At 72.2% G+C, this 14,226-nt stretch carries 12 protein-coding genes; 7 read left to right on the plus strand and 5 right to left on the minus strand.

Going from position 1 to position 14,226, the window contains the following annotated elements; all coding sequences use genetic code 11:
* Positions 1–31 precede the first annotated feature (31 nt).
* The 4 genes from OHA58_RS06805 (at position 32) to OHA58_RS06820 (ending at position 6,255) form a co-directional block, all read left to right on the plus strand.
* Complete coding sequence (locus OHA58_RS06805) at positions 32–2,347, plus strand: glycosyl hydrolase family 95 catalytic domain-containing protein (protein ID WP_405477383.1); 2,316 nt, start codon at positions 32–34, stop codon at positions 2,345–2,347.
* 178 nt (positions 2,348–2,525) lie between these two features.
* Positions 2,526–4,220 (plus strand): MFS transporter, encoded by a 1,695-nt coding sequence (locus OHA58_RS06810; RefSeq protein WP_405477385.1) that lies wholly within the window; start codon positions 2,526–2,528, stop codon positions 4,218–4,220.
* The gene (locus tag OHA58_RS06815; RefSeq protein WP_405477387.1) at positions 4,217–5,647 is read left to right on the plus strand and encodes an amidase; all 1,431 of its coding nucleotides are present in this window, start codon (positions 4,217–4,219) and stop codon (positions 5,645–5,647) included. The genes OHA58_RS06810 and OHA58_RS06815 overlap by 4 nt, the downstream gene beginning before the upstream one ends.
* Positions 5,648–5,886: 239 nt before the next feature.
* Positions 5,887–6,255 (plus strand): PPOX class F420-dependent oxidoreductase, encoded by a 369-nt coding sequence (locus tag OHA58_RS06820; RefSeq protein ID WP_356285442.1) that lies wholly within the window; start codon positions 5,887–5,889, stop codon positions 6,253–6,255.
* Positions 6,256–6,283: 28 nt separating this feature from the next.
* Here the strand turns inward: OHA58_RS06820 and OHA58_RS06825 are convergent, their stop codons facing one another.
* The 3 genes from OHA58_RS06825 to rsgA form a co-directional block, all read right to left on the minus strand.
* Positions 6,284–6,775 (minus strand): methylated-DNA--[protein]-cysteine S-methyltransferase, encoded by a 492-nt coding sequence (locus OHA58_RS06825; protein WP_405477389.1) that lies wholly within the window; start codon positions 6,773–6,775, stop codon positions 6,284–6,286.
* A complete protein-coding gene (locus OHA58_RS06830) occupies positions 6,772–8,202 on the minus strand; it encodes a DNA-3-methyladenine glycosylase 2 family protein (RefSeq protein ID WP_405484822.1) in 1,431 nt (476 codons plus the stop codon). The genes OHA58_RS06825 and OHA58_RS06830 overlap by 4 nt, the downstream gene beginning before the upstream one ends.
* A 185-nt stretch (positions 8,203–8,387) precedes the next feature.
* Positions 8,388–9,491, minus strand: a complete 1,104-nt coding sequence (gene rsgA / locus OHA58_RS06835; RefSeq protein WP_405477391.1) for a ribosome small subunit-dependent GTPase A — start codon at positions 9,489–9,491, stop codon at positions 8,388–8,390.
* A gap of 342 nt (positions 9,492–9,833) precedes the next feature.
* Here rsgA and OHA58_RS06840 point away from each other — a divergent pair, with 342 nt between their 5' ends.
* Complete coding sequence (locus tag OHA58_RS06840; RefSeq protein WP_405477393.1) at positions 9,834–10,262, plus strand: hypothetical protein; 429 nt, start codon at positions 9,834–9,836, stop codon at positions 10,260–10,262.
* Positions 10,259–10,726, plus strand: a complete 468-nt coding sequence (locus tag OHA58_RS06845; RefSeq protein WP_405477395.1) for a peroxiredoxin — start codon at positions 10,259–10,261, stop codon at positions 10,724–10,726. Before OHA58_RS06840 ends, OHA58_RS06845 begins: the two co-directional genes overlap by 4 nt.
* 52 nt (positions 10,727–10,778) lie before the next feature.
* Here OHA58_RS06845 and OHA58_RS06850 read toward each other — a convergent pair whose 3' ends face one another.
* Both OHA58_RS06850 and OHA58_RS06855 read right to left on the minus strand, forming a co-directional pair.
* Positions 10,779–12,098 (minus strand): radical SAM protein, encoded by a 1,320-nt coding sequence (locus OHA58_RS06850; protein ID WP_405477397.1) that lies wholly within the window; start codon positions 12,096–12,098, stop codon positions 10,779–10,781.
* Positions 12,099–12,159: 61 nt separating this feature from the next.
* Positions 12,160–12,852 (minus strand): pyridoxamine 5'-phosphate oxidase family protein, encoded by a 693-nt coding sequence (locus OHA58_RS06855; RefSeq protein WP_405477399.1) that lies wholly within the window; start codon positions 12,850–12,852, stop codon positions 12,160–12,162.
* A gap of 138 nt (positions 12,853–12,990) precedes the next feature.
* On the opposite strand from OHA58_RS06855, the gene OHA58_RS06860 reads away from it, so the two are divergent.
* Positions 12,991–14,217: an ROK family transcriptional regulator gene (locus OHA58_RS06860; protein ID WP_405477401.1), complete on the plus strand. Its 1,227-nt coding sequence runs from the start codon at positions 12,991–12,993 to the stop codon at positions 14,215–14,217.
* Positions 14,218–14,226: the final 9 nt, after the last annotated feature.

The following is a 14,226-nucleotide window of genomic DNA, read 5'->3' on the forward strand; positions in this document are numbered from 1 at the left end:
GACGTCCGCTTCGACACATGGAGGCCGCGCCATGCCAAGACCGTCCAGAAGGACCGTGCTCGCCACCGGATCCACCCTCGCCGGCGCCGCGCTGGCGGGCGGGCTGCCTACACAGGCAACCGCCGCCACCCCCGCCACAGCGGCGAGCGCTCCCTCCGAAGACGCCTGGCGCACCGTCCTCGACGACGCCGACCTCGTCTGGCAGAAGATGCCGAAGACCTGGTACGAGGGCCCGTACCTGGGCAACGGCCTGCTCGGCTCCGGGATCTACCAGGAGCCCGGGAAGAACGCGATCCGCTTCAACGTCCAGCACTCCGAGGTCCAGGACCACCGCCCGGAGTTCGGCTCGCTGTTCGGTCTGGCGCGGCTGCCCATCGGCTACTTCACGCTCGAACCCGTCGGCGCCGTCACCGGCCTCGACTGGCGCCTGCGCCTTCGCGACGCGGAGCTGACCGGCACCCTCACCACCGACAAGGGCACCCTCACGATCCGCGCCCAGGTCACCAACGCGCTCTCCGTACTCGCCGTCGAGGTGACCCCGTCCGAGGGCGAGCGTGGCTTCGCCTGGGTCTTCCACCCCGCCCAGTCGATCAGCCCGCGCGCCGCGTTCCAGCCGATCCCGGCCGGCTACGAGGGCAACCCGCCCGCCGAGACGGCAGAGGACGACGGGGTGTCCGCCACCGTCCAGCCGCTGCTGTCCGGCGGCGAGTACGTCACCGCGTGGCGGGAGGTCACGCGCGACGAGCAGCGCACCCTGTATGTGAACGTCGCGCACTCGTTCCCCAAGGCGACCGCGCGCGAGAAGGCCGTGTCGACGGTGCGGGCCGCGGCCCTGCTCCCGTACGACGCCCTGCGCGTGGCCCATCGCGCCTGGTGGCACGCGTACTACCGGAAGAGCTTCCTGTCCGTCCCGGACGCCCGTATCCAGCGCTTCTACTGGATCCAGCTGTACAAGACGGCGTCCGCCGCCCGCCGCGACGCCCCCGTGATGGCGACCAGCGGCCCGTGGCTGGAGCCGACGCCGTGGCCCGCGACCTGGTGGAACCTCAACGTGCAGCTGGAGTACTGGCTGATCCACGGCTCGAACCACCTGGAACTCGACGCGGTGACAAGGGCGTTGGGCGAGTTCCGGGACAACCTCACCGCCGAGATGGCCGCCCCCTACCGCGCCGACTCGCTCGGCATCCCGCGCACCACGGACATGCACCTCGTCAACGGCGGCGCGACGAGCAACGCGCAGGGCTACGGCGTCGGCATCCCCGGCCAGTCCACGCCGACGCCCGAGGTCGGCAACCTCACGTGGGCCCTGCACAACGTGTGGCTGAGCTACCGCCACACGATGGACGAGAAGATCCTGCGCGATGTCCTGTACCCGCTCCTGCGCAAGGCGATCAACTACTACCTGCACTTCCTGGAGCCGGGAGCCGACGGCAAGCTGCACCTCCCGGCCACCTACTCCCCCGAGTACGGCGGCAACACCCGCGACTGCAACTACGACCTGATGCTCCTGACGTGGGGCTGCCGGACCCTCCTGGATTCGGCCGAACTCCTGGGCATCGACGACGAGTTGGCGCCGCGCTGGGGCGAGGTCCTGGCCAAGCGCACCCCGTACCCCACCGACGCCAACGGGTTCATGATCGGCGCGGACATCCCCTTCGCGAAGTCCCACCGCCACTACTCCCACATGCTCGCGGTGTACCCGCTGTACGAGCTGACCGGCCGCACCCCCGACGAACTCGCCCTGATCGAAAGGTCGTTGGCCCACTGGGTCGGCTTCGAGGGGGCCCTCCAGGGCTATACGTTCACGGGCGCGGCCTCGATGTCGGCGCTGCTCGGCAAGGGCGAGGACGCGCTCAAGTACCTGGGCCAGCTGATGTCCCGCTTCATCCAGGCCAACACCATGTACAAGGAGTCGGGCCCCGTCATCGAGACGCCGCTGTCCGCGGCCCAGTCCCTGCACGACATGGTGTGCCAGTCCTGGGGCGGCGTGGTCCGCGTCTTCCCGGCCCTCCCGGCGGCCTGGGCAGACCTCACCGTCCACAACTTCCGTACGCAGGGAGCCTTTCTGCTGAGCGCCGTGCGCGAGGGCGGCACGACGCGCTGGGTGCGGCTCGTGAGCGAGGCGGGCGCACCGTGCGTGGTGCGGCACGGGATCGCGGGCGCGGTCGACGTACGCGACGGGCGAGGCAGGCCACTTCGCTACGAGGACGCGGGCGACGGGGCGATCCGGATCACGCTGCGCGAGGGCGACTCGGCGCTCGTCACGGCGAAGGGCGACCGCCCCGACCTGAGCGTCGGGCCGGTCACGGCGAACGCGCCGGCCGCGCGCTGGGGACTGCCCGCCTGACGTGACCCGTGGCCCGGGCCGGCCCCGCCCAGCGCAGGGCCGGCCGGCCCTGGCCCCACCCTCCGGCCGTAAACGGGATCACAAATCCTTGCCCCACCCTTATGAGATACCGACCGGACGGTATTAGCCTCCCCGACCATGCACGCGCTGGCGTGTGTCTCGACAGCAGGGAGGCATGATGTCGGTTTCGTCACCGGCGGACACGGCGCGGCGCACCAGCCGGCCGTTCCCGTCGGCACTGAACGGCCTCGGCGGCAGACGGCTCGACCGCTACCCCGAGAGCGGTCCCCGGTACTGGTACCTGGCGATCGTCGTGCTCGCCACGATCGTTCTCTACTACCAGCTGTACATCCAGTACGCGGTGTCGACAGCCATCATCAGCCACTACCACATGACGTTCCTGTACTTCGTGTACGTATCGGTGGCCGCCAACGCGGTGGGCGCCTTCTCGTCCCTGGTGGCCGGTCTCGCCGACCGCTGGGGCCGGGCGAACATCGTGGTCTACGGCCTGCTCCTGGTCGGCCTGCTCACCACGTTCGTCCTGCCCAACGCGCCGGGCAAGGCGAGCTATCTGGTCGTCTACTCGGCCGTGTCACTCGTCGAGGGCATGATCCTGGTCGCCACCCCGGCGCTCATCAGGGACTTCTCGCCGCAGCTCGGCCGGGCCTCGGCGATGGGCTACTGGACGATGGGGCCGATCATCGGCAGCCTCGTGGTCACCGCCGTCACCTCCCGCACCTTCAGCGGCGCCACCACCTGGCAGGACGAGATCCGCTACGCGGGCATCAGCGGCCTCGTCGTGTTCGTCGTCGCGCTGTTCGGACTGCGCGAGCTCGCCCCGGCGCTGCGCGACCAGATCATGGTGAGCCTGCGCGACCGTGCGCTGGTCGAGGCGCGGGCCAAGGGGATGGACACCGAGGCGGCGCTGCGCGGTCAGTGGCGCCAGATGCTCCGCCTCGACGTCATCGGCTCCGCCGTCGCCATCAGCGTCTACCTCCTGCTGTACTTCGCCGCCGTCGGCAACTTCGTGCTCTACTTCGCCACCACTTTCGGGTACTCCCCCCAGCGCGCGAACGCCCTGCTGAACTGGTACTGGGGAGCGAACGCGATCTCCCTGGTCCTCGCCGGCCTCTTCTCGGACCGCCTGCGCGTGCGCAAGCCCTTCATGCTGCTCGGCGCGCTCGGGTCCATAGGCTTCACGCTGGCGTTCACCCTGCACGCCACCCAACCGCACACCGGCTACTACACGTTCGCGTTCATCGTGGCGGGCATCGGCGTCACCAGCGGTATCGCGTACTCGCCGTGGATGGCGAGCTTCACGGAGACGGTCGAGCGGCACAACCCGGCGGCCACCGCCACGGGTCTCGCCGTGTGGGGCTGGATCGTGCGGATCACCGTCGCCCTGTCCGCCGCCTTCGTGCCGCTCGTGGTGAGCACCGTGACCCCGCTGATCGAACACGGCGCGGAGGTCAAGGCGGCGTCGGTGCAGGCGGCTCCGGCCCTCGCCATCACGAAGGCCCACCCGAAGCTCTTCGCCGAACTCGGCACCTACGCACCGGACAAGGTGCCCGCCCCGCTGCTCGCCCAGGCACAGAAGGAGGTCGGCGTCGAAGGTCTGGAGACCGTGCAGAAGGCGGCGCCGCAGCTGAAGATCCTGCGGGAGCACGGACCCGAGGTGCAGCGGGCGAGCGCGGACAACGCACACGCGTGGCAGACCTGGTGGTGGGTGTGTCTCGGCGGGCAGGTGCTGTTCCTGCCGTTCATCTTCGTGATGACGGGCAGGTGGCGGCCGCGCGACGCCCGCCGCGACGTCGAGGAGCACGAGAAGCTGGTGGCCCGGCAGGTCGCCGAACTGAAGGAGAGCACCGCATGACCGCCCCGACTCAACTGCACGCACTCGGCGCGCTCGAACAGGCCGCCGCCGTCCGCAAGGGCGAGGTCGGCCCGGTGGAACTCGTACGGCATCACCTGGACCGGGTGGAGCGCTACGACGAGCAGTTCGGCGCGTTCCTGACGGTGACGTCCGACGCCGCTCTGGCCGAGGCGGCGGCCGCGCAGGAGCGGCGCGCGGACGGGGACCTGCCACCGCTGTTCGGCGTACCGACGGCGGTGAAGGACCTGGTCGACACGGCCGGCGTGCGCACGACGTACGGGTCCACAGCCTTCGCGGACCATGTGCCGGACGCCGACGCCTACAGCGTGACCCGGCTGCGCGAGGCAGGCACGATCAGCCTCGGCAAGACCAACACCCCTGAATTCGGCTGCTGTTGCTACACCGACAACGATGTGGCGGGTCCGGCCCGCAACCCGTGGGATCCGGCCCTGTCCGCCGGGGGATCCAGCGGCGGGGCCGCGGTGGCCGTGGCGCTCGGCCTTGTGCCGGTCGCCCATGCCAGCGACGGGGGCGGCTCCATCCGGATCCCGGCGAGCGTCTGCGGCCTGTTCGGCATCAAGCCGTCGCGGGGCCGGGTCAGCTCGGGCCCGACCGGGATCGAGGTCAACGGCCTGTCCGTGCAAGGTCCGTTGGCGCGCAGCGTGCGCGACGCGGCGGCGCTGCTCGACGCGCTGGCGGGGCCCGAGCAGGGCGACCCGCACTGGGCGCCGCCGCTCCCGCCGGGCGAGACGTTCCTCTCCCACGCCGAGCGCTCCCCCGGGCGGCTGCGCATCGGCCGGTACGCGCGGCCCGCCGCCGAAGGCGTGACGGTGGACCCGGTATGCGTGGCGGCCTGGGAGCACGCCTCGCGACTGCTCGAGGATCTCGGGCACATCGTGGAGGACATCCCGACGCCGTTCGGCCCCGAGATCAGCGGCCACTTCGTGACGGCGTGGGGGGTGCAGTCGCTCGGCCACGCCCTCGACGCCGGGGCGGAGGAGCTGTTGCGGCCGGTGACCCGGGCCTGGCGCGAGTTCGGGCGCGGGGTCAGCGGCGAGCAGCTCGCGGCCGCGATCACCGGGATGCAGCGCGCCGCACGCCACGCGGTACGGGCGACGTCCGGCTACGACGCCGTGCTCACCCCGACCCTGGCGACGCTGCCGCAACCGCTCGAGTTCTTCGACGAGTCCGGTGACCCGCTCGACAATTTGCGCCGCCAGAGCGCGTTCAGCGCGTTCACCAGCCCGTACAACATGACGGGCCAGCCGGCGGTCAACGTCCCCCTGTACTGGACCCCGGAGGGCGGCATCCCGGTGGGCGTCTCCCTGGTGGGCCGCCCCGCCGACGAGGCCACCCTGATCGCCCTGAGCGCGCAGTTGGAGGAGGCGCACCCCTGGCACGACAGGTACGCACGCCTCTTCTCGTAGGGTCTTTCGTTTGGACCAGGCTGGATCAGGGAGCGGGGTCTGGTGCGTGCAGCTGCAAGGCGGAGGATTGAGGCGACGCGGAGCGTCGGTGATTGACGACAACGCCGCAGATGCGCGTGCCAGACCCCGCGAGCCCAGCCTGATCCAAACGAGAGGCCCCAGCCGTCGCGGCGCATCGGGCAACGGCCCTAGGACCGGGGCCCGATGCGTGGCGGGGGCGATCGTGTTTGGCTGAGGCCATGACCGAATTCAGCGAGGCCGAGATCACGTATCTGAAGTCCCAGCGCCTGGGACGGCTGGCCACCGTCGACCCGAAGGGCCAGCCGCAGGCGAACCCGGTGGGGTTCTTCCCGCAGGACGACGGGACGATCCTGGTCGGCGGATACGCGCTCGGGACAACGAAGAAGTGGCGCAACCTCCAGGCGAACCCGAAGGTCGCGCTTGTCGTCGACGACATCCTCAGCCTCAAGCCGTGGAAGGTGCGGGGCGTCGACATCCGGGGTGAGGCCGAGCTCCTCACCGGCCCGCACCACCTGGGCGCGCACTTCAGCGAGGAACTCATCCGCATCCACCCGCACAAGATCCACAGCTGGGGGCTCGACGACTAGGCGCCTCGAAGACCAGACGCCTCGACGACTAGTGGTCCTGGAGGACTCCCTCCAGGGACAGGAGCTGCTGCTTGCGCTCCAGGCCGCCCGCGTAGCCGGTGAGGGAGCCGTCCGCGCCGATCACCCGGTGGCAGGGGCGGACGATGAGGAGGGGGTTGGCCCCGATCGCGCCGCCGATGGCGCGGACCGCAGCGCGCGACGCGCCGATGCTCGCGGCCACGGCGCCGTACGTGGTCGTCGCGCCGTACGGCACGGCGTCGAGCGCCGCCCACACCTTCTCGCGGAACTCGGTGCCCTCCGTGCTGAACTCCAGCTGGAACTCCTTGAGTTCACCGGCGAAGTAGGCGGCGAGCTGCTTCTCGGCGTCGGCGAAGCGCTCGGGTGCGCGCCGCCACCCGGGCTGCACCGTGCGGCCGCCCTTCTGCCCGGGTTCGGACAGTGAGGTGAGGGCGCCCGACTCGTCGCCGGTGAGCAGGAGTTCACCGACGGGGCTGTCGAGCACGGTGTAGTAGACGGTCATGACTGCTGCTCCAACTGTCGCTGTGTACATAGGTGTTGCTGCGTCCATAGGTGCTGCTGTGCGTACGTGCGCCAGGGGCGCCAGGTATCCGGTACGGGGGCCGGTATGGGGTCCTGCCCCGGCCCGTCGGGCAGGGCCACGTCCGGGTCGGCCAGGGACCGCATGCGGATGAGGGCGGCGGTGCGGGCGTCGACGCCGGGCAGGGCGCGCAGGGCGGCCTCGGCGTCGTCGCGGTCGGCGCCCGGATCGAGGCGCAGGGCGCCGTCGGCGAGGGCCGTGGCGAGCGCGCCGACGGGTCCCGGCTCCCCGGCGAGGTCGTCGGGCGACGGGAAGACATGGGTGAGGGTGCCGCAGGGCGCGTCGACGGCCTTCGCGTACCGCTCGACGAGCCGCGCCGACTCCGCCCGCCCGGCGAGGAGCCGCACGGCCAGCTCGTCGGGGTCGGCGGCGCCCGGTGCGCGCAGGCCGGGCCGTGCGGCGACGAGCGGCGCGAGGTGCGGGTCGGCGCCGAGGCGCTCGTCGATCGCGTACGGGTCGCTGTCCAGGTCGAACAGGCGCCGCAGGCGTCCCACGGCCGTCGTCAGGTCGCGCAGGTCGGTGAGGTGGATGCGGGCGTCGAGCCAGCCGCCGTGGTGCGCGGCGCGGCTCGCGGGCGTCGACCTGGTGCGCTCGTCGACGGAGACGACGCCGGTGCCGTACGGCAGGCGCAGGGTGCGCCGGTAGGTGCGGGCGCCCGGCGTTCCGGTCATCTCCTCGACGCCGTCGAGGGCCTCGCGGGCGAGGGTGTCGAAGAGGGGGCGGGCCTGGTAGGGGCCGCGGTGGGCGAGGCGCAGGGGGATACCGGCCGCTGTGGCGGTGGCGCGGGTGGCGGGGGCCTCGGCGCGCAGCTCCGTGGGCGTACGGGCGTAGACCGCGCGGATCGTGTCGTTGAACTGGCGCACGCTCGCGAAGCCCGCGGCGAACGCGATCTCCGTGATCGGCAGGCCGGTCGTCTGGAGCAGGACGCGCGCGGTGTGTGCGCGCTGGGCGCGGGCCAGGGCGACAGGTCCGGCGCCCACCTCGGTGGTGAGCTGGCGCTGCACCTGGCGGGCGCTGTACCCGAGGCGCACCGCGAGCCCGGCGACGCCCTCGCGGTCGACGACGCCGTCGCCGATCATGCGCATGGCGCGGCCCACCACGTCGGCGCGTACGTTCCAGTCGGCCGAGCCCGGCACGGCGTCGGGGCGGCAGCGCCGGCAGGCGCGGAAACCGGAGCCCTGCGCCGCCGCGGCGGTGGCGTAGTAGCGGACGTTCTTTCGCTTGGGGGTGACCGCGGGGCAGCTGGGGCGGCAGTAGATGCCGGTCGTCTCGACGGCGAAGAAGAACTCCCCGTCGAAGCGCGCGTCGCGGCTGCGCACCGCTTCGTACCGCGTGTCCTCATCGATCATCACGCCCTCCAGTGTGCGCTTGCGCGCCGCTTGGGGCTGGCGGAAATCGGACATGGCGCTGCGTGCCGGGGGTGCGTTGCCGTGTGCGGGTTCGTCGTGGTTGCTCGCGCCCCGCGGCGGAGCCGCTGATCGGCACGGCCCCGCGCCCCTGGAGGAGCGCGGGGAACCCACGAGCCCGGAAGGGCCTAGATGAAGCGGCCCCGCTTGGCCTCCATCGCCGCGCGGCCCTGCGCTCCGCGCATCTTCCAGACGCGCCGCATCTCGTCCCGCAGGCGGGCGTCGGTGCGGGCGGCGAGCCGCTGGTTCTCGCGCAGCAGCTTGCGGTAGCTGTCGAGGCGGCGCGGGGGCAGCGTCCCGTCGTCGAGCGCGGCCAGCACGGCGCATCCCGGCTCGGCGTCGTGGGCGCAGTCGTGGAACCGGCACCCCTGTGCCAGGGCCTCGATCTCCGAGAAGACCTGCCCGACGCCGGCCTCGGCGTCGAAGAGCCCGACGCCACGCAGCCCGGGGGTGTCGATCAGGACGCCGCCGGTCGGCAGGACCAGCAGGTTGCGGGTGGTCGTGGTGTGCCGGCCCTTGCCGTCGACGTCGCGCACGGCGTGCACGTCCATGACGTCGGCGCCGAGCAGGGCGTTGGCGAGCGTCGACTTGCCCGCTCCGGACTGGCCGAGGAGCACCGACGTCCCGTCGAGGAGCGCGCCGAGCACGTCGATGCCGTGGCCCTGCTCGGCGCTGACCGCGAGGACCTGCACGCCGGGCGCCGCCGTCTCCACGTCGGAGACGAGGTGCGCGGTGGTCGCCGCGTCCGGCACGAGGTCGGCCTTGGTGAGGACGACGACGGGCTGGGCGCCGGACTCCCACGCCAGGGCGAGGAACCGCTCGATACGGCCGAGGTCGAGCTCGGCGGCGAGCGACACGGCGATCACGGCGTGGTCGACGTTGGCCGCGAGGATCTGGCCCTCCGACCGCTTCGACGAGGTCGACCGCACGAAGGACGTGCGGCGCGGCAGATACGTGCGGACGTAGCGGGGATCGCCGCCGTCCGCGTCGACCACCGCCCAGTCACCGGTGCAGATGACCCGCAGCGGGTCGTGCGGGGTGACGAACTCCGTGTCGGCGCGCACGGGTCCTTCGGGGGTGACGATGTCGCACTGACCGCGGTCGACACGGACGACGCGACCGGGCACGAAGCCCTGCGCGGCGTACGGGGCGAACGCGGCGGCCCAGTCGTCGTCCCAGCCGAAGTCGGCGAGGGGATGCCGGGAAATATCCGTGGAGAAAGGGGAGTTCAAGGGGTGACCCTTCACAAGGGTGGCCCCGGCGCGCGCTCGCAGGCGCGGGAGAAGTGGTTGGTCAGCCGGTGGCCACGGAGGTGGGATGAACGGGCTTCTGGACGCGGGCAGCGCCCTGCGTGACGGCATTCATCGAAGTCCACCTCCTGGCTTCTCGTGTGTGCACACACCACTGCGTGGCGGGCATCGCCGAGCGTACGGGACGGGGCGGCCCGCGCGCCAAGCATTAATCAGACGGTCCGCGCGCCACGCATCAATCAATCGGAAGTCGCCGTGGGCACCGCTTCCCGCGAGTACTTACCGCCCAGTAATATCGCGCTCCAGATCTTTCGAGGAGGTTCCGTGCCCCGATCACCTTCCCGCCCCGGTCCCGAGACCGGTCGCGGCACCCGCTCACCGTCCACGCGCAAGGCGCTCGCCCTCGCCGGGCTGCTCGCCGGCGCCGGGGTGACGCATTTCGTCGCCCCGAAGTCCTTCGACGCCACGGTGCCGTGCGCGCTGCCGGGGTCGGCGCGTGCGTGGACGTACGCGAGCGGCGCCGTCGAGCTCGCGCTCGCGGCCGGCATCGCGCTGCCGTGGACGCGCCGCAGGGCCGCACGGGCCACGGCCGCGTTCTTCGTGGGCGTCTTCCCCGCCAATGTGCAGATGGCGGTCGACTGGCGCGACAAGCCCGCGCCGCTGAGGACCGCGGCCCTCGTGCGGCTTCCCCTTCAGGTGCCGCTCGTCCTGTGGGCGCGCGGCGTGGCCAGGGCCCAGGAGGCCGGATCATGAGCAAGCGCGTCGAAGTGGGCGACACCGTCGAGGACTTCACCCTGCCGGACGAGAGCGGCACCCCGACCCGGCTGTCGGAGCTGCTGGGCGAGGGGCCCGTCGTCCTGTTCTTCTATCCGGCCGCCATGACGCCCGGGTGCACGGCCGAGGCCTGTCATTTCCGCGATCTCGCGAGCGAGTTCGCGGCCGTCGGCGCGCGGCCCGTTGGCGTCAGCGCCGATCCGGTGGAGCGCCAGGCGGAGTTCGCCGGGAAGCACACGCTCGGCTTCCCGCTGCTCTCGGACGCGGAGGGCGAGGTGCGCGAGCGGTTCGGGGTGGCGCGCGGCTTCTCGATCGCGCCGACCAAGCGGGCCACGTTCGTGCTCGGCCAGGACCGCGTCGTCCTCGAAGTGGTCCGCAGCGAGTTCCGGATGAGCGCCCACGCCGACCGCGCGCTCGCGGTGCTGCGCGAGCGGGCGGCCTGAACACAGGTGGACCGGGCGGGTGTCGGGCCGACACCGCGCCCGGATCCCGCGGCTAGCCGGCCGGGGCCGGCTCCGGCGCGAGGCTGTCCATGAACGAGCTGACGGAGAACACGGCGCGGCCGGCGCCCGCGGGGCCGTAGCCGGGGGGCGAGGAGAGGCCGTACTCCTCCATCGTGGAGCGGTAGGCCTCCAGGAGCCGGATGTGGTACTCCAGCGGCGCGCCCTGCGGGTTGGCCTTGCCGAGCGGGGTCGTCGGCTCGGGGCACCACGTGGTGAAGCGGGGTGTGATGCCGTGCGACATGAAGAAGCGCAGGCCCTCGGTGGTGGAGGCGATGGCCTCGTCGACGGTGGTGAAGCCGGAGGGCTCGGCCATCTCGACGCCGGCCACGAAGTTCGGGATCACGTTGCGCGCGCCGAAGACGTCCGCGGAGTCGAGGATGCGCTTGTGCCACTCGTCGCGGCCGACGTAGCGCTCCTTGCCGGGGCAGTACAGCTCGAACAGGCGGCGGTCCCACACCTCGTAGTTGGGGTGGTAGATCTGCACGCCGTAGTCCTTGAAGCGCTGCACGTCGTCCTTTGGCAGCGCCTGGGCGACGACCTTGCCGATCCAGCGGCCGGGGAAGTGCTCCTCGATGGCCTTGGCGTACAGACCGTAGAAGTCGGCCTCGTCGCGGCCCTGGAGCTTGGAGGTGATCGCGCCGCCGGTGAGCGTGTAGGCGGTGGACGCCTTCGTGGTGTCGTACTTGTCGATGATCTCGAGGGCTTCGAGGACCTCGTCGACGTCCTTGACGCCGGTGTACGGGCGGCCGGCCGCCTTGTGCTGGCGCCAGTTGTGGTTGATGTCGCAGTACTGGCACTCCTCCTTGGCGCCGAAGTACTGGCAGACGCGGAAGACGGTCAGGTAGATCAGGTAGCCCCACTGGATGGTGGGGGCCACCTCCATGACGGACTTTCCGTTGGAGAGCTTGTGCCGGTAGTACTCCGGCATCGGCGGGACGCCGACGTCCGAGATCCGCTTCCCGTCGAGGTAGAGCCCGAGCATCCCGTCCTCGTCGGCCGCGACGCGGTAGGGCGACGAAGGGTTCACGCGGACCGAGACGACCGTGCGCCGCAGGTCGTAGGGGCCGCCGGTGAGGATGATCTCCTCCGGCGGGCGGCGCAGCGCGGCCTCGCCGAGCTCGGGGAGAGTGCCGTGGTCGAAGGAGAAGATGAAGTACGACTTCGGCTTGACGTCACCGGACTCGTTGTCGCTGAGCGCGGACTTGTCGAACGCCACGCCGCCGCGCAGCAGGTCCTCCTTGAACACCGCTTCCCGCGGCACGTGCGGGAAGCGCTCCATCAGGTCCTCGACCAGCGCCGTGCGGCTCTGCATCCCGTTCTCCTCGCTCCCAGAACCAGTGCTCGGGAACTCACGGTATGCCCCCGCTTGCCGGTCAGGCGTGCCGGGTCCCCGCGCGCGCCACGATGTGTGCCGGGGCGGTGATGCCGGGCGGCAGCAGCGGGTCCGCGGTGGGCGCGCCCCAGCGGGAGGTCAGGGGCAGGGTGCCGGCCCACAGACCGAGGGCGGCGTCGGGCCCGTCGCCGTCGTCGGGTGCGCCCGTGCGGATCTTGACGGAGGCCTCTTCGAGGGAGAGCGCGAGGAGGGTGGTGGCGGCCAGCTCCTTGCGGTTGGGCTGCCGGGCGTACATCCACTGCCCCGGGGTCGCGTGCTCGGTGAGGCGGCGCAGGCCCTCCAGCTTCTCGTCCGGGTCCGTGACCGCGCGCGGTACGCCGTGGATCATCGCGCTGCGGTAGTTCACGCCGTGCTCGAAGACGGAGCGGGAGAGGACGAGGCCGTCGACATGGGTGACGGTCACGCATATCGGCGCGTCGGGGTCGGCGGCCAGGCTGCGGCTCGCGACCGATCCGTGCAGGTAGAGCCGGGCGTCGTCACGGCCGTAGACGGTGGGGACGACGACGGGGCGGCCGTCGACGAGGACGCCGAGGTGGCAGACGAACCCCGCGTCGAGGATCGCCTCGAGGTCGGAGCGTTCGAGGCTGCCCTGCTCGCGGAGCCTGCTGTGGCGGGTACGGTCGGTCTGCGGGAGCGTGCGCGACAGCGCTGTCGCGTTCTCGGTCTGGGTCATGCGGTCGGACGGTACTCCGTGGCGATCACCCCCTCGCGGGCGGGGACTTTTGGCAACCCCTTTTCAAACCCCTTGTCGAAAGGGTACGGGCGGCCGTAGCGTCGAAGCGGGCCGAGAGGGCCGTAGGAAGGGAACACGGTGAAGCGCACATCCCGCGACATCAGGACGGCGAACCGGTACGCGGTGCTGCGCCACCTCATCGCCAAGTCCCCCGCTTCCCGGGGCGAGTTGGCGGAGGCGACCGGGCTCAGCCAGGCGACGGTCGCCACGCTCGTGGGGGAGCTCACGGCGCTCGGCCTGCTCGTCGAGGTCGGCTTCGAGGAGTCCGCGGGCGGGCGTCCGCGCTCGCTGGTCGCGGTGGACGCGGCGGGCGGCGCGCTCGTCGGCGTCGACGTGGCGGAGACGTACGTCCACGCGGAGCTCTTCGATCTCACGCTGGGCGTCGTGGCGCGCGCCGAGGAGGAACTGCGGCCCGGCGAGTCCGCCCCGGAGGAGGTCGTCGGCCGGATCGCGGCGGCGGTGGGGGCCGTGGTCGCCGCCGCGGACGCGCGCCGCCCGCCGCGGGTGCTCGGGGTGGGCGTCACGATGCCGGGGCAGGTCGACCGCGAGCGCGGCGTCGCGGTCCGCGCCGCGAACTGGGGCTGGCGCGACGTGCCGCTGACCGCACTGCTCGGCGAGCGCCTCCCCTACCCGGTCCACCTCGACAACCCGCTGCGGGCGGCGACGGTCGCGGAGCTGTGGTTCGGTGCCGCGCGCGGCCGCGACGACGCCGTGGTGATCAACCTCGGCACCGGCGTCGGCGCGGGCCTCGCGCTCGGCGGCGCCCTGCACCGCGGCGTCACGAACAGCGCCGGCGAGTGGGGTCACACCACGCTCGTCCTGGACGGGCGGCCGTGCCGCTGCGGCGACGCCGGGTGCGTGGAGGCGTACGTGGGCGCGCCCGCCATCATGCGGACGCTGCGCGAACTCGCCCCGGACAGCGCGCTGTTGACCGACGAGGACCAGACCGCCACGATCGGCGCGCTCGGCCGCGCGGCCGCCGGCGGCGACCCGGTGGCGCTGCGGGTCGTCCGGGAGACCGCCCGCCATCTCGGCGCCGCCGTCGCGGACCTGGTGAACCTGCTCAACCCCGAAGTGATCGTGCTCAGCAGCTGGGTGGCGGCCGCGCTCGGTACGCCCCTGCTGACCGAAGTGCGCGAGGCCGTCGCGCGGCACGCGCTGAGCAGCCCGTTCGCGGCCACCGAGATCGTCCTGTCCCCGATACCGACCGACCCCGTGAGCCTGGGCGCGGCGACCTTCGCCCTGGAAGGCGTGCTGTCGTCGCCGGGCCTGACCGGCACCACCCTCACCCCGCACACGACCTGACCGTCAAGG

Source organism: Streptomyces sp. NBC_00009, assembly GCF_045040855.1.
In the GTDB taxonomy this organism is placed as follows: Bacteria; Actinomycetota; Actinomycetes; order Streptomycetales; family Streptomycetaceae; genus Streptomyces; species Streptomyces aureus.